General features: G+C 68.4%; 21 protein-coding genes. 9 read left to right on the top strand and 12 right to left on the bottom strand.

Going from position 1 to position 21956, the window contains the following annotated elements:
* Positions 1-34 precede the first annotated feature (34 nt).
* The 10 genes from JUB11_RS18285 to JUB11_RS18240 all read right to left on the bottom strand — a co-directional run bounded on the left by JUB11_RS18285 (position 35) and on the right by JUB11_RS18240 (position 10950).
* On the bottom strand, positions 35-790 hold the full coding sequence (locus tag JUB11_RS18285) for an ABC transporter ATP-binding protein (RefSeq protein ID WP_207460013.1): 756 nt from the start codon (positions 788-790) through the stop codon (positions 35-37).
* Positions 787-1752 (bottom strand): iron chelate uptake ABC transporter family permease subunit, encoded by a 966-nt coding sequence (locus JUB11_RS18280; protein ID WP_247887150.1) that lies wholly within the window; start codon positions 1750-1752, stop codon positions 787-789. The genes JUB11_RS18285 and JUB11_RS18280 overlap by 4 nt, the downstream gene beginning before the upstream one ends.
* The gene (locus JUB11_RS18275; protein WP_207460012.1) at positions 1745-2713 is read right to left on the bottom strand and encodes an iron chelate uptake ABC transporter family permease subunit; all 969 of its coding nucleotides are present in this window, start codon (positions 2711-2713) and stop codon (positions 1745-1747) included. The genes JUB11_RS18280 and JUB11_RS18275 overlap by 8 nt, the downstream gene beginning before the upstream one ends.
* A 114-nt stretch (positions 2714-2827) precedes the next feature.
* Complete coding sequence (locus JUB11_RS18270; protein ID WP_207460011.1) at positions 2828-3775, bottom strand: siderophore ABC transporter substrate-binding protein; 948 nt, start codon at positions 3773-3775, stop codon at positions 2828-2830.
* Positions 3776-4407: 632 nt separating this feature from the next.
* Positions 4408-5982 carry a DegQ family serine endoprotease gene (locus tag JUB11_RS18265; protein ID WP_207460010.1) on the bottom strand — a complete coding sequence of 525 codons (1575 nt, stop codon included), beginning with the start codon at positions 5980-5982 and terminating at the stop codon, positions 4408-4410.
* A gap of 86 nt (positions 5983-6068) precedes the next feature.
* Entirely contained in the window at positions 6069-6434 is a 366-nt protein-coding gene (locus JUB11_RS18260) for a hypothetical protein (RefSeq protein ID WP_207460009.1), read from the bottom strand.
* 115 nt (positions 6435-6549) lie between these two features.
* Positions 6550-6906, bottom strand: a complete 357-nt coding sequence (locus JUB11_RS18255; RefSeq protein ID WP_207460008.1) for a hypothetical protein — start codon at positions 6904-6906, stop codon at positions 6550-6552.
* Between the two features lie 69 nt (positions 6907-6975).
* Complete coding sequence (locus JUB11_RS18250) at positions 6976-7566, bottom strand: PepSY domain-containing protein (protein WP_207460007.1); 591 nt, start codon at positions 7564-7566, stop codon at positions 6976-6978.
* A gap of 505 nt (positions 7567-8071) precedes the next feature.
* Positions 8072-8296: a hypothetical protein gene (locus JUB11_RS18245; RefSeq protein ID WP_207460006.1), complete on the bottom strand. Its 225-nt coding sequence runs from the start codon at positions 8294-8296 to the stop codon at positions 8072-8074.
* A gap of 110 nt (positions 8297-8406) precedes the next feature.
* On the bottom strand, positions 8407-10950 hold the full coding sequence (locus JUB11_RS18240; protein ID WP_247887149.1) for a sigma-70 family RNA polymerase sigma factor: 2544 nt from the start codon (positions 10948-10950) through the stop codon (positions 8407-8409).
* A gap of 549 nt (positions 10951-11499) precedes the next feature.
* On the opposite strand from JUB11_RS18240, the gene JUB11_RS18230 reads away from it, so the two are divergent.
* Entirely contained in the window at positions 11500-13638 is a 2139-nt protein-coding gene (locus tag JUB11_RS18230; protein ID WP_207460005.1) for an ATP-binding protein, read from the top strand.
* The gene (locus JUB11_RS18225; RefSeq protein ID WP_207460004.1) at positions 13635-14291 is read left to right on the top strand and encodes a response regulator transcription factor; all 657 of its coding nucleotides are present in this window, start codon (positions 13635-13637) and stop codon (positions 14289-14291) included. The genes JUB11_RS18230 and JUB11_RS18225 overlap by 4 nt, the downstream gene beginning before the upstream one ends.
* Before the next feature lie 148 nt (positions 14292-14439).
* Here JUB11_RS18225 and JUB11_RS18220 read toward each other — a convergent pair whose 3' ends face one another.
* Complete coding sequence (locus JUB11_RS18220; protein WP_207460003.1) at positions 14440-15393, bottom strand: PRC-barrel domain-containing protein; 954 nt, start codon at positions 15391-15393, stop codon at positions 14440-14442.
* 107 nt (positions 15394-15500) lie between these two features.
* Positions 15501-16580 (bottom strand): PRC-barrel domain-containing protein, encoded by a 1080-nt coding sequence (locus JUB11_RS18215; RefSeq protein ID WP_207460002.1) that lies wholly within the window; start codon positions 16578-16580, stop codon positions 15501-15503.
* Between the two features lie 242 nt (positions 16581-16822).
* Between JUB11_RS18215 and JUB11_RS18210 the strand changes: the two genes are divergently transcribed.
* From JUB11_RS18210 to JUB11_RS18180, 7 genes are all read left to right on the top strand, one after another.
* On the top strand, positions 16823-17425 hold the full coding sequence (locus tag JUB11_RS18210) for a hypothetical protein (RefSeq protein ID WP_207460001.1): 603 nt from the start codon (positions 16823-16825) through the stop codon (positions 17423-17425).
* A gap of 52 nt (positions 17426-17477) precedes the next feature.
* Complete coding sequence (locus tag JUB11_RS18205; protein ID WP_207460000.1) at positions 17478-17861, top strand: hypothetical protein; 384 nt, start codon at positions 17478-17480, stop codon at positions 17859-17861.
* Positions 17862-17926: 65 nt separating this feature from the next.
* Positions 17927-18109 carry a hypothetical protein gene (locus JUB11_RS18200; protein WP_207459999.1) on the top strand — a complete coding sequence of 61 codons (183 nt, stop codon included), beginning with the start codon at positions 17927-17929 and terminating at the stop codon, positions 18107-18109.
* Between the two features lie 24 nt (positions 18110-18133).
* Complete coding sequence (locus JUB11_RS18195; RefSeq protein WP_207459998.1) at positions 18134-18520, top strand: DUF1344 domain-containing protein; 387 nt, start codon at positions 18134-18136, stop codon at positions 18518-18520.
* Between the two features lie 277 nt (positions 18521-18797).
* A complete protein-coding gene (locus JUB11_RS18190) occupies positions 18798-21161 on the top strand; it encodes a glucose/quinate/shikimate family membrane-bound PQQ-dependent dehydrogenase (protein WP_207459997.1) in 2364 nt (787 codons plus the stop codon).
* Between the two features lie 7 nt (positions 21162-21168).
* Positions 21169-21402 (top strand): hypothetical protein, encoded by a 234-nt coding sequence (locus JUB11_RS18185; protein WP_207459996.1) that lies wholly within the window; start codon positions 21169-21171, stop codon positions 21400-21402.
* Between the two features lie 56 nt (positions 21403-21458).
* Entirely contained in the window at positions 21459-21956 is a 498-nt protein-coding gene (locus JUB11_RS18180; protein WP_207459995.1) for a hypothetical protein, read from the top strand.

Below are 21956 nucleotides of genomic sequence, written 5' to 3'. Positions count from 1 at the left end.
CGCGCCGGACCGGCTCCGGCGCCTTCGCGGCTTCCTAATAATAGACGCAGATCCGCCTCCCGCCGATGAGCTGGACGTTCATCGGTATGCCGTAGAGGCCGGACAGCACCTCCTCGCGGATCACCTCGTCGGGCGTGCCCTGCACCGCGACCTCCCCGTCGCGCATCGCCACGATGCGGTCGGAATAGCAGGAGGCGAAGTTGATGTCGTGCAGCACGACGACGATGGTCTTGTTCAGCTCGGCGGCGAAGCGGCGGAGCTGGCGCATCATCGCCACGGAATGCTGCATGTCGAGGTTGTTCAGCGGCTCGTCCAGCAGGACGTAGTCGGTGTCCTGGCACAGGACCATCGCCACGAAGGCGCGCTGCCGCTGGCCGCCCGACAGCTCGTCCAGAAAGCGGCCGGCCAGCGGCGCCAGCCCCAGATGATCGAGCGCCCGGTCCACATGGGCGCGGTCGTCCGCCGTCAGCCGCCCCCTGGAATGGGGGTAGCGGCCGAACTCCACCAGCTCGCGCACGGTCAGCCGCGCCGTCATGTGGTTGTCCTGGCGCAGGATCGACAGCCGCCGCGCCAGCACGTCGCCGGGGGTTTTCGTCACGTCCAGCCCGTCCACCGAGACCGTGCCGGCGCTGGCCGGCAGCAGGCGGCTGATCATGGAGAGCAGCGTGGACTTGCCCGCTCCGTTCGGCCCGATGATGGAGGTGAGCCCCCCGGCCGGCAGCTGCAGGGACACGTCCCTCACCACCAGCGTGTCGCCGTAGCGGCGGGTGAGATTCTCGGCCTGGATCATCGCGCACTCCCGCGCAGAAGAAGGATGATGAAGAGGATGCCGCCCAGGAACTCGATGACGACCCGCAGGTTGCCGTCGAAGGCGAAGACCCGTTCCAGGATCATCTGGCCGCCGACCAGCCCGATGACGCCGAGCAGGACGGCGGCGGGCAGCAGGACGCGGTGGCGGCTCGACCCGGTCAGGAGATGGGCGAGGCTCGCCACCATCAGCCCGAAGAAGGTGACCGGACCGACCAGCGCGGTGGAGACGGAGACCAGCACCGCCACGAGCACGAGGATGAGGGAGACGGCGCGGCGGTGGTCGACGCCCAGATTGATTGCCCGCTCCCGCCCCAGCGCCAGCACGTCGAATGTGTGGCCGACGCGCCAGGCGACCAGGGAGGCGCCCGCCACCGCCACCGCCGCGGCCGCCAGCAGGCCCGTGTCCATCCGGTTGAAGCTGGCGAACAGCCGGTCCTGGAGGATGGCGAACTCGCTGGGGTCGATGACCCGCTGGAGGAAGCCCGACAGGCTGCGGAAGAAGACGCCGAACACCACCCCGGCCAGCACCAGCTGGTGCAGGCTGCGCCGCCCGCTGGAGAAGAGCGCCCGGAACAGCAGGACCGAGAAGGCCACCATCACCGCGACCTCCCCCGCGAAGCGTAGGCGCGGGTCGAAGGCGGCGACGGCGGCGGAGCCGAACACGAAGACCGTCCAGGTCTGGATCAGCATGTAGAGCCAGTCGAAGCCCATGATGCCGGGCGTCAGGATGCGGTTGTTCGTCACCGTCTGGAACAGCACCGTGGAAACGCCGATGGCGTAGGCGACCAGCAGCATCACCGCGACCTTCGTGCCCCGGAAGGGCAGCACGAAGCTCCACGGCCCCCGGGCGCCCAGCGTCATGAACAGCGCCACCGCCAGGGCGGCCCCCAGGGCCAGCAGAAGCAGGACCCGGCCGGGCGTGAGGATCCGGGCGTCAGGCAAGGGAGGAATCCCGGCGCAGCAGGAGGTAGAGGAAGACGGCGCTGCCCAGCACCCCGACGACCGTGCCGACCGGGATCTCGTAGGGGTAGCGCACGACGCGCCCGATCAGGTCGCAGGCCAGCACGGCTCCGGCCCCCGTGACCGCGACCCAGGGCACGGCACGCCGGACGTTGTCGCCGACCATCATGCTGACGAGGTTGGGCACGATCAGCCCGAGGAAGGGGATGATCCCCACCGTGACCACGACCGCCGCCGTGACCATCGCGACGATGCCCAGCCCCAGCGCCATGATGCGCCGGTAGTTCAGCCCGAGATTCGTGGTGAAGTCCCGCCCCATGCCGGCCACCGTGAAGCGGTCGGCCGCCGCGTAGGCCAGGATGGTCAGGGCGAAGGCGATCCACAGCAGCTCGTACCGCCCGCGCAGCACGCCGGAGAAGTCGCCGGTGGTCCAGGCGTTCAGGGACTGCAGCAGGTCGTAGCGGTAGGCGAAGAAGGTCGTGACGGAATCGATCACCCCGCCCAGCATCAGCCCGACCAGCGGCACCATCAGCGCCGAGCGCAGGGGAATGCGGCTGAGGATGCCGAGGAACAGCGCCGTGCCCGCCAGCGCGAAGAGTGCCGCCACCGTCATCTTGCCGAGCAGCGGCATGGTTGGTGCCAGCAGCGTGACCGTGAGGATGCCGAGCCCCGCCGATTCCACCGTGCCGGCGGTGCTGGGCTCCACGAAGCGGTTGCGCACGAGCATCTGCATGATCATGCCGCAGACCCCCATGGCCATGCCGGACAGGATCAGCGCCACCGTGCGCGGGATGCGGCTGATGAGCAGGAGCTGGAGGGCGGTGCCGTCCGGCCCGGACGCGAACAGCGCGGCGGGCGACAGGTCGGTCGCCCCCACGAACAGGCTGACCCCCGCCAGCAGGAGGACGGCGGCGGCGGCGAGAGCGAGGGCGAGTGTCTTCACGGTGCTCTGGGGTGGCGGTCGGCCGGGCCGTGGCCCGTTCCTGGAAAGAAGGCCGGGGGCGCATCGCCTGCGCCCCCGTCGTGCGGCACTGTCCCTGGTTCGGAAGAAGCCCGGTCAGCCGGCGCTCTTCAGGACGGCGGCGAGCTGGTCGATCATCGCCTTCGTCGCGGTGAGGCCGCCGCCGGAGAGGTACCAGCTCGTGGAGTCGAGCGTGACGACCTGCTTGGCCTTCCAGGCCTTGGTCCGGGCCACCAGCTCGTTGTTCAGCACGGCGGGCGCTGCCGCGCCCTGGCCGATGGCGGCGTCGCGGTCGATCACGAACAGCCAGTCGGGATCGGTCTTCAGGATGAACTCCGGCGAGATCGACTGGCCGTGCAGGGAGACCTGGAGGTCCGGCACGGCCGGCGTGACGCCGAACAGCGTGTGCAGGACGCCGAAGCGCGAGCCGGGTCCATAGGCGCTCATCTTGCCGCCGGTGGTGAGCACCAGCAGCCCCTTGCCGGCGCCGGCGGCGGTGGCGCGCACCGCCTCGATGGACTGGCGCAGCGTGGCGAGCCGCTGGGCGGCCTCCGCCTCCTTGCCGAAGATGCGGCCGACCGTCTCGACGTTGCGGGTCACGCTTGCCATGAAGTCGGCCGTGTCGGTCGTCAGGTCGATGGTCGGGGCGAGCTTCGCCAGGTCGCGGTACTTCGCCGCCGACCGACCGCCGACGATGATCAGGTCCGGCTCCAGCGCGGCCACCGCCTCGAAGTCCGGCTCGAACAGCGTGCCGACCTTCGGGGTGTCGCCCGAGGCGTACTTGGACAGGTAGCCCGGCAGCACCCCGCCCGGAACGCCCGCCACCTTGACGCCCAGCGCGTCCAGCGTGTCCAGCGCCGCCATGTCGTACACCACGACCCGCTGCGGGTTGCGCGGCACCGGCGTGGTGCCCTGCGCGTGCTGCACCGGCAGCGTCTCCTGCGCTGCCGCCGGCAGGGCCTGGGCCGGCAGCGCCAGCAGCAGCGCCAGGGCGGCGCTCTTCACGAGGCCATTGAGGCGCGGTCGAACGGGGCGGAAATCCATGACTCTTGTTCCTCTCTCCGGCGCGGGATGGGCGCGGACGAAGCAAATGAGAGTGATTTTCATACGCACGCCAGCCGCGCGGATCAAGCGCTTATCGCGGGGGCTCCGCTTCAAAGTTCGAAGGCAGGCACGCCTGTTAGCATGGAGCCGATGGCGCCTGCATTGCCCTGCTCGCCGCGATACAGCCGGCATCGACCACGACACCGCCGCCGATGAAGGTGGCGAAATGGATGCAGTCACCCCCAGCCACCGCACCGGCCGAGGTTCCACGCGATCTCCGTCCTGCCTGAAACGTTGCAGCAGAACGGCGGGCATCGCCATGCCAGACCCTGCCGGATCTAGCCCAGAGCCGCAAAAGGAAATGCGGCGAACATAGCCATGCCCGCCGCGCCAGGAGTTTATACCGCACTTTTGACCGGGCTTTTTGGAATGGGGCAGGACGATCCCGGCTCCTCCCTGTCCCCGACGGCCGCTTCTGTCAGCCGTTGCCGGCGGCCGCCGGCAGGTCCGCATAGGAAGCGGTGCAGGCCAGCGGGTTGAAGTGATCGAGCGTCGGCTGAACCGGCAAGGTGGGAAGACGGGTCCGACACCACGGCCAAAATCACTTCGCCGCAACGAATTCCGGCACGGCCTCAACCGAGTGGAAGCGGTACGAACAGACTTCCCTCTCCGCGCTTGCGCAACAGCAGCACGCTGTCCTTCTTGGCGTCGCGCGCCTGCTTCACGGCATCGGCCACGTCGGACGGCTCGTCCACGGGCTGCTGGCCGGCCCTCGCGATGACATCGCCCGGCTGGAAGCCGTTCCGGGCGGCCGGGCTGTCCGGAGCCACCTGGACCACCACGGCGCCCTGGCTGGTCTGAGGCAGATCGAACTGCTGCCGCAGTTCCGGCGTCATGGGGGCGAGCGTCATGCCGAGCTGCCCCTCCGCCGGTTTGACCTGCTCGGCCTCGGCCTGCTGGGCCGGGGGCTGCAGCTCGGCGACGCGCGCCTCCAGCGGGATGCTCTTCCCGTTGCGCCAGACCGTCACGGGAACCGTGCTGCCCGGTGCCGTCATGGCCGCGGCCCGGCTCAGCTCATGCGCGTCCTCGATCGTCTCGCCTCCGAACTTGGTGACGACGTCCCCGCTCTCGATCCCGGCCTTCGATGCCGGGCTGTCGGGGACGACCTCGGCCACCAGCGCGCCGGACCGGTCCGGGAGGCCGAGCGCCTGGGCGATGTCCGGGGTGAGCGGCTGAATGGAAACGCCCAGGTAACCGCGCGTGACGCGGCCCTTGTCGCGCAGTTCGGCGATGATCGGCTTTGCGAGCGCCGAGGGGATGGCGAAGCCGATCCCGATGTTGCCGCCGCTTCGGCTGAAGATGGCCGTGTTCACGCCGATGACGTTTCCGGCCATGTCGAACATCGGTCCTCCGGAATTGCCGCTGTTGATGGCGGCATCGGTCTGGAGGAAGTCGTCGTAGGGACCGGCGCCGATGTCGCGCCCGCGGGCCGACAGGATGCCGGCGGTGACGGTGCCGCCAAGGCCGAAGGGGTTGCCGATCGCCAGCACCCAGTCACCGACTTGCAACGCCTCGCTGTCGCCCCACTGCACCGTCGGCAGAGGCTTGTCGGAGGACGCCTTCAGCAAGGCGAGGTCCGTCTGAGGGTCGGTGCCGATGATCTTGGCGTCCAGTTGGCGCCGGTCCTGCAGGGTGACCTGCACCTTGTCGGCCTTCTGGACGACATGGTTGTTCGTCACGATGTAACCCGAGGGATCGATCACGAAGCCGGAGCCCAGCGCCGAGGTGGGCCGTTCCGGCATGGGCTGCATGGGCGACTGGGGCGACTGGGGCGACTGGCCGCCGCCCGGCATTTGCCGACGCAGGAGATCCTCCAGGAAATCACGGAACGGCGTGCCGGGCGGGAACGGGAACGGCGATTGTCCGGGCGCCTCGTTCGCGGTCTGCTGGCGGGCCGGCGGCGCGCTGGTCGCGGTGATCGTCACGACGGCCGGCTGCTTGGCCTTCGCGAGATCGGCGAAGCTGGCGGGAGCAGGGTGCGCCTGATTGGCGGCTGGTCCGGTGCCCTGACTGGCGCTGTTCTGCCCGGCGCTGCCCTGTCCGTTCGTCTGGGCCGACACGGTGGTGACCGGGCCGGCCAAGAGGCAGGCAACCACAGCGACACCGCCGAGCAGGCGCTGCACCGACACTGTCGATGTGTTGCTCATGGCGGAACCTCCTTGAAGCGGGTTGGATTTGGAATTCTCGATGGCGTGCGGCGGCGTCCGGACGTGTTGCGGAACGCCGCGGCCGGTCATTTCTGGCCGGACTGCTTCCGCTCCTCGGCCCTTTCCTTCTGCGCGGCATTCCCGCCGCCGCCCTGGTAGACCGGTTCCGGCGGCGTGCCGATCGTCTCCTGGCGCTTCGCGGCCAGGCTGCCCTCCGGCAGTGCGGCCACCCCGGCATCACCGGATTGGGCCTCCGGCCCCTGCCCGCCCTTCTGCGTCACGGCTTCCGGGTTCTTTCCGAGGGCGCCGCCGCGTTTCTCGGCGAGGCTTTCCACGCCCCCTTGCGCGCTGCCGGATTTCTCGGCACCGCCCTTCGAGGAGTCGGCGAGAGAGACCGCGCTGAACGAGACGGCGGACAGCAGCGCGAGCGCTGCGACATGCATCGATTTCATGGTTCTTCCTCCAAAGCATCCGGGCCAAAGCGGCGGGGCCGTTCGGCCGGTCACCGCCGCCCGCCTGTGGAAAGGGTAAAAAACTCCGGGCTTGCCGACGGCGTGCCGGCCGGGGTCACTCATCGACCTCCACCTCGTTTTCATCCTCGATGAAGCCGCCGGTATCGCCGAACTCCTCGTCGCCCGGTCCACCGGACGCGATGCCTTCATCGTCCTCGAAAGGGTCTTCGCCCTCGCCGGCGGCCATCGAGCCATCCTCAAGGCCAGCGCCGTCTTCCTGCGGAAAGGCTTCGTTCTCGTAGTCGTTTCCGGCGAAACCGCGCCGTTCGCCCAGGCCCGAGCCCGGTTCGGAGCCCTCTTCGAACAGGCCCTCGTTTCCGTTCTCGATGATTCCTTCCGCCAGGCTCGGAGCGGCCGTGGAGCCGAGAGCCAGCATCATGGCGGCCGTGGCCGCGATCACGGGTTTCAGCATTTCCCTCCTCCATCCGGTGGGTCCAACCATGGCGCGGCTTGCCGCCGCGCCATGGTCATGTCGGTCTCCTTACTGGGAGGAGGAGCCGCTCTGGCCGCTCTTGGACTGGCCGCTCATCCCCTTCGAGCCGCTCGCCGAACCGCTGGTCGAACCGCTCGATCCCGTGGCCGCGGTCGGATCGATCATCATGGTGATCTGGTCGCCGTTCTTGGTCTTACCCGACGCCAGATAGGTCGCGTCCAGGATCTGGACGTTCGAGAAGCCCGCCTTCGTCAGGCTGTCACGGACCTGCTGCTGGCTCTGGAGAGCCATCTGCTGCCCGGAGGAGCCGCTCTGCTGGCCGCTGCTCTGCTGGCCGCTGCTCTGCTGATTGCCGCTCTGCTGGTTGCCGCTGGCCGAAGAGGACGAACCGCTGGACGCCGGCGGGTCGACCACGAGGGTCACCTGCTCTCCGCTCTTGGTCACCGCGCTCACGAGATAAGCGGCGTTGAGCGTGCGGACGTCCTGAATGCCCGCCTGCTTCAAGGCGTTCTCCACGTCCTTGTAGCTGCGGGTCGAATCCTGCTGAGCCTGCTGGTTGCTGCCCTGCTGGTTCTGGGCGAAAGCCGCGCCCGAAAGCGACATTGCCAACGCAACCGTCGAAACGAGTAGTGCACGCATTGCTAACTCCATTTGGCTTGTGGCGCAGACCGTCCATTGACGCGGCGGCCTGTCATGAAGAGAACTTCACAAAAAGCAATCTCTCTCAAGAAAATCCAGCACGGATCGAAAATCGAATATAGAATTCTTTTTGCATGCGTTTTGAAATGTAGAGTTTTTTACGCTTTTAGAATGTTTGATCACCACACCTGAAGCGGCATGAATACAATTTCACATCATCCTCACCAGGAATAATCGGCGGTGTGCCCATGCCAGTCCTGGACTTCGGACCTGTAGGGAAGCTGGCAACATTGACCTTGCCCGCCGCTTGGGAAGCGGCTCGACGTTCCATGACCGAAGCGCAAGGGGTCGACCGACGGGGCGGATGCGGTCCTGGACGGGGCCTCTTCTTGACGGGCACGCCCATCCTCGTTCCCTCCTTCCATTCCGTCCTCCTGCCTTCGCGGGGAGCATCGCCAGGAGCGCGCGGCCTCCCATGCCCGTGCCGCGGCGAAACCGACGGGGATCATAGGAAACCGTCATCGATCCGGCTGTCGCCGCCGGCCGGAGGGCCGCGCCGGTCATCGAGACCGCCGTCGAAGAGGCCCGGCTGGTAGATCCCGCCTTCGTCCCGGATGCCGGAGCTCGATCCCTCCTGCCCTGCCTCACCGGTCTGGTAGGCACCGGTGGAGATATCGGCGCAGCTCGCCAGCAGTCCGCTCGCAAGCACGATCATCGCTGCATGTTTCATTGCACTCTCCTTCGGTGTGATGGCGGGGACAGGCTCGATCCAAGCGGATGAGCCGCCTGTCCGCCGATGCTGTTGTTTTCGGCCTTCCGGTTCCCTGGAGCACGGGGACATCACCGGGCCTCGCCGACCGCCTCTGCGGCCGGTTCCACCCACCAGGCATCGAAGGCGATGCCGAAGGGAGGCAGATTCGCCGGATGTTCGAGCTTGTCCCAATAGGCCACGCGCACCACGCCGGAATGCCAATGGGGGATCACGTAATGGCCCCACAGCAGCACGCGGTCCAAAGCGGCCGCACGGGCTTCCAACTCCTCCCGCGTCCTGGCCTGGATGAGCAGTTCGACCAGCCTGTCGACCGCCGGATCGCGGATGCCCGCCAGGTTCTCGCTTCCGGGCGAGGCCGCCGCGGATGAGGTCCAGTAATTCCGCTGCTCGTTCCCCGGGGAAAGCGACTGCGCCCATTGATGGACGGCCATGTCGAAGTCGAAGCTCTGGATGCGGTTCTGGTACTGCGCGGTGTCGACGGTGCGGACCCGCGCCTCGATTCCGAGACGGCGCAGATTGTCCACCAGCGGCAGGGTGACGCGCTCGAAGCTCGGGTTGTTCAGCAGGATCTCGAAGGTCAGCGGCAATCCGGTCGCGGCCTCCACCCGCCGGCCGTTCCGCGTCACCCAGCCGGCCTGCTCCAGCAGGCGGTCGGCCTTCAGCAGATTCTCCCTCAGTTCCAGGGATGTCGAGGCCGAAGGGGGCCGATAGGGGTCGGTGAAAACCTCCTCCGGGACTTGCCCCTTCAGCGGAGCCAGGAGTGCCAGTTCCCTCTTGTCCGGCAGTCCCTCGGCGGCGAGGTCGGAATTCTCGAAATAGCTGTCCGTCCGCTTGTAGGCGCCATGAAAGAGCACCCGGTTCGCCCATTGGAAATCGAAGGCGTGGGCGATGGCGTAACGCACCCGCGGGTCCGTGAAAACGGCGCGCCGGGTGTTGAAAACATAGCCTTGCATGCCGGCCGGCAGGCTGATGGGGATTTCCTCGCGCAGGAGCCGGCCCGATCTGGCGTCCGCCGTGTTGTAGGCGGTCGCCCAGTCCTTGGCCGTGGATTCGATCCGGAAATCGATCAGCCCGCCCTTGAAGGCGGTGAGCGCCACGGTGGGGTCGAGATAATAGTCGTAGGTGATGGCGCTGAAATTGTGCCGGCCCCTGTTCACCGGCAGGTCGCGCGCCCAGTAGTCCTCGACGCGCCCATAGGTGATCGACCGGCCGGGATCGACGGACAGGATGCGGTAGGGGCCGCCGCCGAGCGGTGGTTCCAGGGTCGTCGCCGTGAAATCGCGGCTCTTCCAATAATGGGCCGGGAGGACGGGAAGCTGGCCGAGGATCATCGGCAGCTCCCGGTTGTCTCCGGGCTTGAGGTCGAACCGCACGGATCGCCCGCCGGTGCTCCGGACCTCCGAAACCCCTGCGTAATAGGCCGCGTGGAAGGGGTGGGTGTCGCGCAAGGTGCGGAAGGTGAAGATCACATCCTCGGGCGTGACCGGATGGCCGTCATGGAAGCGGGCGGCCGGATTCAGGCTGTATTCCACCCAGGACAGATCCTCGGCGACCCGCACGCTCTCCGCCACCAGGGGATACTGGCTGAAGGGCTCGTCGAGCGACGGCGCCATGAGCGTGTCGTAAAGACTGCTCAGGCCCGATGCCGCCACGCCCCGGATGGTGAAGGGGTTGAGGGTGTCGAAGCCGCCGACCCCGGCGAGCGTCACCGTCCCCCCGGCGGGTGCCCGCGGATTCACATAGCTGAAATGGTCGAAGCCGGGCTGGTATTTCGGGGAGCCATGCATGGCCATCCCGAACCGCGCCGGCGGGTTCTCATCCAACGCCGCCGCGGGCGGTGGGCTCCAGGCAACGCAAAGTGAGACGGTGGCCGCGAGCAGGCCGGCGAGACCGCGCGTACCGACGCGGCCGATCATCGTCCGCTTCGGCAGGAGCGGAACGGACGGCGCATCGGCCGGCCTCCGGCTTCCCGGCCGGCGCGGCGCGGGACGCGCGGAAGAGCGGCGCGTGTGGGCAGTCCCGGAGCTTTCCGTCGATGCGGCGGCGCGGGACGCGGCAGACCGCCGCGGTGTGGGAGAACTGGCCGCGCAAGCGGTTTCACCGGCCGATGCCGATGCCCGAACCCGCCCGCGCGGCGCTCCGCCGGCCCCGGCCAGCCGGAGTTCGGCCCTTGCCCGCGAAAGCCTCGAGCGGACGGTTCCGATGGACACGTTCAGCGCGTCCGCCGCATCCTGGTAGCATTCGCCGTCGACGGCCACGGCCCGGATCAGCCGGCGTTGCGAGGGCTTCAGCCGTTCCAGCGCCTCGCCGGTCTCGCGCAGCATGATCTGCCACTCCTGGGCAGGCCCCGCCACGATCATGCCTTCCGTCACCTCGGTCTCGCTGATGCGCCGTGCGCGTTTGCAGTTCGTGAAATGCAGGTTCTTGAGGATCGTGCAAAGCCAGGCCGGCATGTTGCTGCCTGGCTCGAAACGGTCGCGGTTCCTCAGCGCCCTCTCGACGCAGCTCTGCACGAGATCCTCGGCCTGCGCGACGTTGCGCGCGAGCCGGCGGGCATAGCGCTCCAGCTCCGGCATGCAGGCGACGAGTTCACGATCGAAATTGAAGGTCATGGCACGCTCCGGTGGTTTCGGCCGAAGCCGACAGGCTCCGAAGGACTTCGTCGTTTGCGAAAAAGCGCTCCCTCGATGAAAGGAGAGCGTTGGCTCCTGATCATTCCGAGCCAGTGGATCTTCCTTGCTGCACAAAGAGACGAAGCACGTTGATCAGGAAAGGCGAGCCAGGTGGCAGCCCCCGAGAAGAGAACGCATCACTGTCTTGCCAATCGCCTTGAGGCGCGTCGATGGTCTTACAACGCAAAACCCTTAACTGAATTGCTGATCACCGAATGCTCCGTGCAATCTGTGCTTGGACCGGCTTGGTTAACAGTCAGGCGGATGGAAAGCATCTGTCAGGAAAAGCCTGACAGGGGGCTGGGGCATCTCCCTACGTTCAAAGCTTTCCCCGTTGGGGCAGTATGGACCGATCCGGACGCCGGCCGATCGTCCCCGGCATCCGGCAGGACCGCGCCGCGATTGAGAAGGGGATTTTGCCCCGAACCGCTTCCTGGAACGTTTTCCAAGAAACCCCGGATGGAAGGCATCGTCGAAGGTCCGACCCCCATGCAGCACTTGCCCACGCTCCGCTGGAAAGGCCTGCCGTCCCCCGACGTCGGCGGAACCTTCAACCTGCTGGCGCCGCTCGTCTTGGCCGCGGGCATCCCGATGCTGCTGTTCGGCATCTGGATCGCTTACATTTCGGCCGAGAAGGAGCGCGCGGAAACCCAGGGCACGGTCGCCGAAAGGGTGCGGAACGTCACGGACCGGGTTTCGGGGGAGCTGCAGGCGAATCTGGAGGCCATCGCGAGCCTTTCGGTTTCCACGGCCCTGGACCGGCCGGATCTGGAAGCCTTCTACAAGGAGGCGCTACGCCTGCGCTCCCGGCACCCCCTCTGGCACACGATCGAGCTTACGGACCCGAGCGGCCGCCAGATCCTCAATCTCCTGCGCCCGCTCGGTGAATTCCTGGGACCGACGGCGGACCGGAAGAGCTTCGACAAGGTGGTCCGGACCCTGAAGCCGGTCGTCAGCGACATCGGACCGATCGGACCGATTTCCGGCCTCCAGCTGGTGTCGTTGCGCGTTCCCGTCATCCGCGACGACGACCTCCGCTATGTGCTTTCGGTGGCGCTGGCGCCGCAGGGCGTCAGCTCGATCCTGAGGGATGCCGGCGTGCCCGAAGGCTGGGTCGGCGCCATTCTCGACGCCAACGGCAACTACGTCGCGCGCACCATGGCGGAGCCCATGGAATTGGGGCGCCCCGCCCCCGCTTCGGCGCGCGAGGCCATCACCCGCGCACGGGAAGGGGCCTACGAAGGCGTCACGCTGGAAGGCGTGCCGACGACCCTCGCCTTCCAGACCCTTCCGCACACGGAAGGCTGGACGGTTCATTTCGGCATCGCGACCGAGAAGCTGGACACGCCCATCCGCCGGTCCCGGTATTTCGCCATCGGCGGCGCGGCGGCGAGCCTCATCCTGTCCTCGATCCTCGCGGCGCTGGTGGCGAAGGACGTCGCGCGCCGCCGGCAGGAGGAGGAGGCACGCGCGCAGATGATGCTGCGGGCCAGCGAGGAATACCGGGCCATCGCCGTGGATGCCGCGGAGCTGGGCACCTGGCGCTGGATGATCGACATGGACGTGATCGAGGGAGACCGGCGCGCCGCCGAACTGTTCGGACGATCCTCCTTTCCAGCAGATGGAGGGGCGAGTGGAGCGTCTGGCGGAGCGTTCACGTGGCGCTACTCCGACCTTATCGGCGCGGTTCACCCGGACGACCGGGCATCGCTCGACGCAAACATCCGCGCGTCCCTGACGGAAGGGCGGTTGCTCGACACGGAATTCCGGGCCGTCCTGGCGGACGGCAAGCTGCGCTGGGTCCGTGTGACCGGCCGCCTCCAGCATGGAGAGCAGGAGCAGCCGGGCCGGGAGCCGCCGAAAGTCCTGCACGGCGTCATCGCCGACATCGATCCCCGCAAGAGGTCGGAGGCGGAGCACACCTTCCTGCTCCGGCGGCTGGCCCAGGCCCAGGAGGACGAGCGCCGCCACATCGCCCGCGACCTCCACGACCAGGTCGGGCAGACGGTGACGGGGCTGGGATTGGGGCTGAAAGGCCTCGAGGATGCGGTTCGTGCCCGCAGCGGCGGCGGCGACCCCATCCTCGAGCGCATCCGGTGGCTGCGCGACCTGACGGAGGACATCGGGCGGGACCTGCACCGGGCCGCCTCCGACCTGCGGCCGACCGCGCTCGACGATCTCGGCCTGACCAAGGCCTTGCAGACCTACGCCAAGGACTGGAGCGCCCGGTACGGGATCAGCATCGATGTCCAGTTCCTGGGTTACAGGGAAAGGCTGTCGGTGGAGATCGAGACCATCGTCTACCGGATCGTGCAGGAAGCCCTGACCAACGTGCTCAAGCATGCCTCGGCCGGTTTCGTCAGCGTGCTGGTGGAGCAGAAGGACGAGGCCCTGCGGGTGATCGTCGAGGACGATGGGCGGGGCTTCAGCGAATCCCCCCGGGACGGACGGGCGGACGCGGAAGAGGGTGGGGAGGACGGGGGCCGGCCCCGCCTCGGGCTCTCCGGCATCCGGGAGCGGCTTTCGCTCGTCGGCGGGAGGCTGATGATCGAATCCTCGCCGGGTGCGGGCACCACCCTCTACATCAGCGTTCCCATCAGGCCAAGCGAAGGGAGAGCGGCGACATGACGACGATCCGCGTTGCGCTTGCGGACGACCACCCCGTCGTTCTCGCGGGAATCAAGACGCTTCTCCTGGCGGCGCCCGAGATCGCCCTCGTCGGAGAAGCGACGACGGGCAGCGCCGCCCTGGAACTGATCCGGCGGGCGGCGCCGGACGTGGCCGTCCTGGACATCTCCCTCCCGGACATCAGCGGGATCGAGCTGGCCCGCACCGTGGCGGAAACCTGTCCCGGCGTCCGGATGCTCGCCCTGACCTTCCATGAGGACAGGGCCTATGTGCAGCAGCTCATGCAGATCGGCGTCAAAGGCTATCTGCTGAAGCGCTCGGCCGCGGAGGACATGGTCCGCGCCATACGGGCGATCGCGTCGGGTGGCGTCTATCTCGACCCCGAAATCGCCGACAAGGCCCTGCCGGACGCCGTGCAGACGGGCTCCCCCGAGGGCCAGGAAGCCCTGAGCCAGCGCGAGGGCGAGGTGCTCCGCCTGACGTCGCAGGGTTTCAGCAACAAGGAGATCGCGGCGCGGCTCGACGTCAGCGTGAAAACGGTCGAGACCTACAAGGCGCGCGCGTCGGAAAAGCTGGGGCTGCGCACCAGGGCCGACATCGTGCGCTACGGCGCGGCGCATGGATGGCTGGACGGGCTGGGAACGGCGGGATGAGGACGGCACCCGTGACGATGGCACCCGTGACAATGGCCCCCATGACGGCGGCGCGGACGCCATCGCCATGGGGGCCATTGTCACGGGTGCCAGTGTTTGGATGATCGCCGGAGGGGCATGAGGCTTTCCCCATGCCCCTCCCCGCGCATCAGTTTCCGTTGCCGGTTCCGGTGCCGGCCGCACGACCGCCGTTGCCGCTCGACCCGGCCGTGCTCTCCTCTCTCCCCTCGGCCGCAGTGTTCATGCGGCCATCGTCGAACCGGTCAAGCCCGCCGACATCGGCCGTGCCGTATGGCAGGCTGTAGCTGTCCTGGCCGGGATCGAACCCATAGCCGAACCCGTAGAAGGGGAAGGCGCGGGAGCCCCGGGCATCGCGGTCGCCCGTGACGCGCGGCTCGACCAGCACGGCCATCAGCTTGCCCTGGCGGTCGAAAACCAGATCCTCGACATAGCCGTATCCCGCCCGGTCCTTCAGCCGGGCCATGTCGCCGATCAGTTCGGTCGCCCGCCAGACGCGCGGTTGACCGGCACCGGCCTGCCCCTCCTCGACACGGCGGACTCCGCTTCCGGACTTCGCCTCGACGTCGAAACCGGACGCGCCGAACAGGTCGTAGTCGCCGTGATTGGCCTGGGTGATGGGGACCGTTACCCGTTCCATCCGCGAACCGACCTGAACCTTGTTCCAGGGGACCGCGAAATGGGCGTCGCCGAGGCCGAAGAAGCCGCCGGCCGCGACGATGACGCTGCGGATGTTCCCGTCCGGGCCGACGAGGATGTTCTCGACCTCGCCGATCTCCTCTCCGTTCTGGCCGACCACCTCCGTGTCGATCAGCTGCTCGGCGCCCCATCCGTTGCGGTAGAGATCATCGTAGTTCCAATGCTCCAGGGACACGGTCCTGGCCGAGCCGAGCGGCCCGCCGCCCGACGCGTTCTGTCCCTGCGCGTTCTGGCCCTGCGCCTTCTGGCCCTGGCTCTGCTGGTTTTGGGCCTTCTGACTCTGCTGGCCCTGCTGGTTCTGGGTCTCGGTCTGGGCGTATGCCCCCGACGGTGCGGCGAGGGCCACGGACACGGCGGTCGCGGCCAGGAGGAATGTCTTTTTCATTGCGTGTCTCCCTTTCAGATTGCGGGCGATGCGACGCCCTCTTCCCGGCCAACTTCACCCCGCATCGGCGGTTCCCCGCCGCACCCCCTGGGGTCGGGAGCTCCGCCTCAGCCCTGACGCTCCTGCCAGTAGGGCGTCACGCCGAAGCGGTCATACAGCGTCTTCAGGTCGCTGCCCTTCACGCGGTCCGGCAGGTCGCCTTTCGCCAGCGCCGGCATCTTGCCGAGCTTTTCGCGGTCGGCGTTCAGGACGAAGCCCGCCTGCGTCGCGGACCAGGTGAGCGCGCGGAACGGAACCGGGATCCATTCCTCGCCGACGCCGAGAAAACCGCCCCGTCCGACCAGCACGTAAGGCACCTGCCCGCGTTCGACGTCGATCATGATCTGCTCGATGTCGCCGACGTCCTCGCCGTCGCTCGTGCTGACGGCCGCACCCCGCACGGCATCCGGTGTCATCAGTTCCGGAGCGGCCAAGGTCATCACCGTTTCGCGGCCGGCCAGGATGAACTCCGGTGCGCCAGCGCCATCGGATCGGGCGCCGTCGGATCGGGTGCCGTCGGTTTGGGTCCGGACGGCCGGGGATGCCGCCGCCTTGCTTTCCGGACGATCCTGCCCGCCGGCTCCGCTCTTCGCGGCCTCCTTGCCGGACGAGCCGGAACCCTGCGTTTCGCCGGCCGGCACAAGGAACTCCTGGAAGCGGGTGACCAACGACGGGCTCGCCATGCTCCGGATGTCCTTCAGCGAGACGCGCCGTCCCTGTTCCAGCTCCTCGGCGAGCGCGTTGAGCATGACCGCCCCATACAAGTCGCCCGGGACGACGGTGACCTTGGACCAGTCCACGGGCGTCACCTCCTCGCCGAGATCGAGAAGCCCGCCGGAGCCGATGAGGGCGTAACGGACCTCCCCGCTCCGCCCGTCGATCAGCACATACTCCAGCTGTCCCATCTCCTCGCCCAGACGGTTCAGCGCGGGACAGCCGGACAAGGCGGCCGCCGACGTCAGCAGAACCCGGCTCGGCGCCTTGCCCGGCGCCTCCCGGGCGGGCACCGCGACGCTCTGCGTGGCGGTGCCCTTCGCTTGCTGGGGCGGCGTTTGCTGGGTTGGCATTTGCTGGGACAGGGCCGGAAAACTGAGCAGCGCGAGACCGAGCAGCAGGCCGGGGCCGGCGTGTCTGAGTGGGCTCCACATCGGTGTTCCTCCTTTTTTCGGTGGTCCTCCGGGCATCCAACTCAGGCGCCCCACCCTCCGTCGCGGCGATGCCTGGAGGATGCCAATGGCCGCCCCGCCGCACCGGGGCCGGGCGTCACGGGGAAGGGAACCGGTGCCGGAGCCGGTCGTTGGCCGGGAAGGGAACCGATGTCGCGCGGGCGAGCCGCCGATCCGCTGTTTCGCCATCCGGCCCCTGCCGGCATCAATTCAAGGAGACATCGATGAAGGTCATGATGAGCATGACCGCGGCGCTGCTGCTGGCGCTGCCGGTCACATCGGCGTCCGCGCAGGACGCCCGGACGCTCCCGCCAGCCGCCGGACAAGACCGGCCGGACGCCACGGCCACCGGCGGTCCGGGAGCGGAGCTGGAGCGCGGTGAAATGGGCAAGGGCCGCCAGTTCGGTTCGCCGGCGGGCAATGCCCTCGTCACCCCCAACAACGCCGCCGCCGTCGCCCGGCGGGACGGCGCGGACGGGGCCGGCCTGAATGTGCAGCCCGGCATGCTCGGCACCAGGGGCGGCGCCGTCGCCGACGGGCTACGCCAGCCGGCCTCCCCGGATTATCGGGTCGTGGACGAGCCGCGCACGCGGCAACTGAACGACACGGGCACCGGCGCGACCAACGCCAAAACCGGAGTGGGCCGGCCGGAGACGGATGACACCGCACAGGCCGGCGAAAGCCGCCCGCCCGAACCGGAGCAGCCGTTCCTGGGCGGCATCGCCGACGCGCCTCCGGGCTTCGACCCGGCCGGGAACCCGGCCCCGCCGAAGACGGCCGCGGGCCGGCCGCTCGCGCTGCCCTCGCACCCCAGCCCTTCGCAATGATGGCCTGCGATGCAGCCGGTCACGAAGGCCGGCCTTCAGATGGAGACGTTCCATGGCGCAGACGACGATGAAGGGGCGCGCCCTCATCCTGGCATGCTCTCTCCTGCTTCTGGCCGCCACGCCCGCGGCGGCCCAGCCCCGGGAAACACCCGGCGGGTCGAAGGGGACGGAACAGGCCCTGACCGGCCCGGAGGTGCGCGCCTCCCAGCTGCGCGCTCCGACGGCGCAGGGAAACCGTCCACCGGACCCGATCGGGGCGCCGGCCCCACGGTCCGAACTGTGGAAGGCCCTGACGCGGGTGTGGCGGGCACCGCCCGATCTGCAAGGCAATCCGGTCGAGAGGCCGAACCTCTGGGCGAGCAATCCCGAAAATCCTTCGGAGCCGACACGCTCCGAAAACGCCTCGGAACTCGCCGGCCATGAGTCGGGCGGTTGACCCGTCCCGACCGAACGGCGGCAAATCGAACGGCGATAGACTGAACAGCAACGGGGAGACGATCCATGACGATGCGCGCCTTCCTTTTTCTCGGCTTCTGCCTTGCCCTCGCCGGCTGCGGCGAGGAGGCCTCCGACACCGTCGGAAGCACCGAGGGCGGGGTGGAGGGACGGACCCTCAGCCCCGGCGGTGTCGGCGGCGGAATCTACGACCGCACGCCCGACAATCCCGGAAGCGGCGGCCAATAGACGGCATTTGGAAAGGAAACGACCATGTTGAGACGATTCGGCACGGCGGCCGTGCTGCTGCTCGGGGCCGCGAGCGCGCCTGCCTTCGCCCAGGAAACAGCCCCGGACGGCAAGACGGCCGAGGGCGTCGTGGAGGATGTGAACCACACCGAGCGCTACATGACCTTCCAAAAGGGAGACCGCTTCGCGCTCGGCAAAGGCGTCGCGGTCGACCAGCTTCTCCTGTTGAAGGGAAAGCAGGTCAGGGTGCGCTACGATATGAAGGACGGAACGCGGATCGCGTCCGGCGTGACCCCGCTCGAGCCCGCCAACATGGGGCTGTCCATGCCCAGCTCCGACAATGAGGCGACGGCCGGGGTGGCCGGTCCCGTCCGCCAGCATGACCGCGCCACCGCGAAGGAACAGCCCTGACCCCGTGAACACCGGGCCTGAGCGTTGGGCGTGCGGCGGCGGGAGCGGTCTCCCGTGCGTTGAGCCCGTGCATTGGGCCCGTGCCGTTGGGCCCGTGCCTTGGAGATGTCGGCGGCCATTCCGCCGCAGCGGGAATATCCCTGAAACTGCGCAGTCCTGGATGAGTCGCCGGGATTCAGGCCGGGATTCAGGAAGGATCTTCACGAGGGCGGTGGAAGGCTTTCGGGCGGCGCCCGAGGAAAGCACGCATTTGCACAAGAACAGGCGGAGGCCGGCGATGGTGGCAGTGATATCCGGATACATCATCACAGCTCTGGGAATTGCCCTCGGCGTTGGCGGCGTTTGGCTGATCGTCCTTGGCGGAAGCTGGTATTATGCGCTCTGCGCCGCGGGATTCCTGGCTACAGGCCTGCTCCTGGCGGCACGGCGCAGCCTGTCGCTCTGGGTCCATGCGGCCGTCGTTCTCGGCACGATGGTCTGGGCGCTGTGGGAAGTGGGCTTCGACTGGTGGCAGCTCGCCCCGCGCGGCGCCGTGATCGTCGTAATCGGCCTGTGGCTTCTACTTCCCTGGGTCACGCGGCCGCTGACACAAGCCGGTCCGCAAGGAAGGCCCGCCTCCTGGCCCGCGTCCCGGAAGGCCGCAGCGGCGCCCCTGGCCGTCGCGATCCTTGCCGCCGGTGCGGTGGCGCTGGTGGCGGTCATGTCCGACCCGCACGACCGCGAGGGCCGCATCCCCGAGCGCACGGCGGCCCTTTCCGACGGCTACGGCGGCCAGCCGGCCGGCGACTGGCGCGCCTACGGGCGCTCCGCCTTCGGCGACCGCTATTCGCCGCTCGACCAGATCAACAGGGAGAACGTCCACCGGCTGGAACCGATCTGGACCTATCACACCGACGACGTGAGACGGCCGGACGATCCGCTGGAGACCACCTACGAGGTCACGCCGCTCAAGATCGACGACACCCTGTATCTCTGCACGCCGCACAACCACGTGATCGCGCTGAACGCCGAGACCGGCGAGGAGCGCTGGCGCTTCGACCCGCATGTGCCGGACGAAACCAACCGCCAGCATCTGACCTGCCGCGGTGTCTCCTATCATGAGTCCGCGAGCCCGGCCGAGGGCGCGCTCTGCCCGCGGCGGATCTTCATGCCGACGGCCGACGCGCGGCTGATCGCCCTCGACGCCCGCACCGGCCGGCCCTGCCCGGGCTTCGGGGAGGAGGGCACCGTCGACCTGTGGCGGAACATGCCCCACCACAAGGAGGGCTTCTACTATTCGACCTCCCCGCCGGCGGTCGCTGACGGCCTCGGCCTCGTCATCGTCGGCGGCGCGGTCAACGACAACGTCTCCACCAACGAACCCTCCGGCGTCATCCGCGCCTACGACGCGGAAACCGGGGCCCTGGTCTGGAACTGGGATTCCGGCAACCCGGACGAAACGGCGCCGATCGCGCCGAACCGGACCTACACGGAAAACTCGCCGAACAGCTGGTCCATCCTCAGCGTCGACGAGGCGCTGGGAATGGTCTATGTGCCCATGGGCAACCATCCGCCGGACCAGTGGGGCGGCAACCGCTCGCCGCAGGCCGAACGCTTCTCCAGCTCGGTGGTGGCGCTGGACCTCGCCACCGGACAGCTCCGCTGGGTCTTCCAGACCGTCCACCACGACCTGTGGGACATGGACGTTCCGGCACAGCCGAGCCTGCTGGAACTCGTCACCCCGCAAGGCCCCAGGCCCGCCATCGTGGTGCCGACCAAGCAGGGCGACATCTATGTGCTGGACCGGCGCACCGGAGAGCCCATCCTGCCCGTCGGGGAACAGCCGGCGCCGCAGGGGGCGGCGGCCGGCGACCATGCCGCGCCGACGCAGCCGGTGTCCTCCCTCACCTTCCGGCCTCCGCGTCCGCTGGAAGGGCGCGACATGTGGGGCGCGACCCTGTTCGACCAGCTGGTGTGCCGGATCCGGTTCCGGTCTCTGCGCTACGAGGGGATGTACACCCCGCCTTCCGAACAGGGGACGCTCGTGCATCCCGGCAATTTCGGCGTCTTCAACTGGGGCGGCGTCGCCGTCGACCCGGTCCGCCAGATGGTCTTCGCGACGCCGGCCTACCTGCCCTTCGTGTCGAGGCTCATCCCCCGGGAGAACGCGACGAAGAACTACGTCTCGAACGGAGAGCCCGGCCTGAACGAGAATTACGGCGCGCCCTTCGCGGTCGACCTCCACCCCTTCGTGTCGCCGCTCGGCCTGCCCTGCACCGCGCCGCCCTGGGGCTATGTGGCGGGTGCGGACCTGATGACCGGGGACGTCGTCTGGCAGCACCGCAACGGAACCGTGCGCGACCAGGCGCCGGTCCCCCTTCCCTTCAAGATGGGCGTGCCGGATCTCGGCGGCCCCGTCATGACGGCCGGCGGCGTGGCCTTCATCAGCGGCACCCTGGATTACTTCGTGCGGGGCTACGACGTGGCGACCGGAGAGCAGCTCTGGGAGAGCCGCCTGCCCGCCGGCGGGCAGGCGACCCCGATGACCTACCGCGCGCCGAGCGGGCGGCAGATCCTCCTGGTCGTGGCGGGCGGCCACGGCTCGCTGGGCACCAAGGCGGGAGACGCCGTCATCGCCTACGCCCTGCCGGAGGGCGGCTGACCCTCGCATGGCTTCCGCGGCACCGATCAAATGGAACTTCGCCCGGGCGCTCGGGATCGCCAGCTTCGCCCTGGGTCTGCTGCGCGTCCTTGCCGTCATCGGGCTTGCCACCGTGGAGCCGGATCTCCGGAGAACGGTCGCCGCGCTGGTGTGGGTCACGCTCGCCGGGCTGTTCGTCGGCGGGGTGATCGACATCGCGCTGCATGTCCGGGCACGCCGGCGGCGCGGGCGCGGTCCCTGACGCGCCGGAAGGCTTCATTCACGGCTCCGGCACGGCCCCGGACGGGAAAGGACCCGATGGACCATCTCTTTGCCAAGCTGTCGAGGGTTCTGTACGTCGCCGCCGCCTTGGCCCTGATGGTCCTGACCGTGACCCTCCTGGGACTGGCGCTCCATATCGCGGCGGCGGGCCTGCTGTCCTTCGAGAGCCAGCCGGCCATACGCGGAATGCTCAAGGCCATCGGCCTCATCGTTCTTGGGATCGCGACGCTCGAAATCGCGAAATACCTGGTCGAGGAGGCGGTCATCCGGAACCGGCAGCTCCACCGGACCGACGAGGCGCGGCGCACGCTGAACAAGTTCCTGACGACCATCATCATCGCCCTCAGCCTGGAGAGCCTGGTCTTCGTCTTCGAGGTGCGGACCGAAGGAAAGGGAAGCCTGATCGACGTCGCCGTCCTGCTCGCCGTGGACGTGCTCATGTTCGTCGGTTTAGCGCTTTTCCAATGGCTCATCCGCAAGGCGGAGGCGATTCCGGTTCCCCACCAGGACGGGCGGCAACCCAGCGAGGATTGA

Source organism: Azospirillum sp. SYSU D00513 (assembly GCF_017356015.1).
Lineage (GTDB): Bacteria > Pseudomonadota > Alphaproteobacteria > Azospirillales > Azospirillaceae > Azospirillum.
This window is presented reverse-complemented; position numbering and strand designations above follow the sequence as displayed.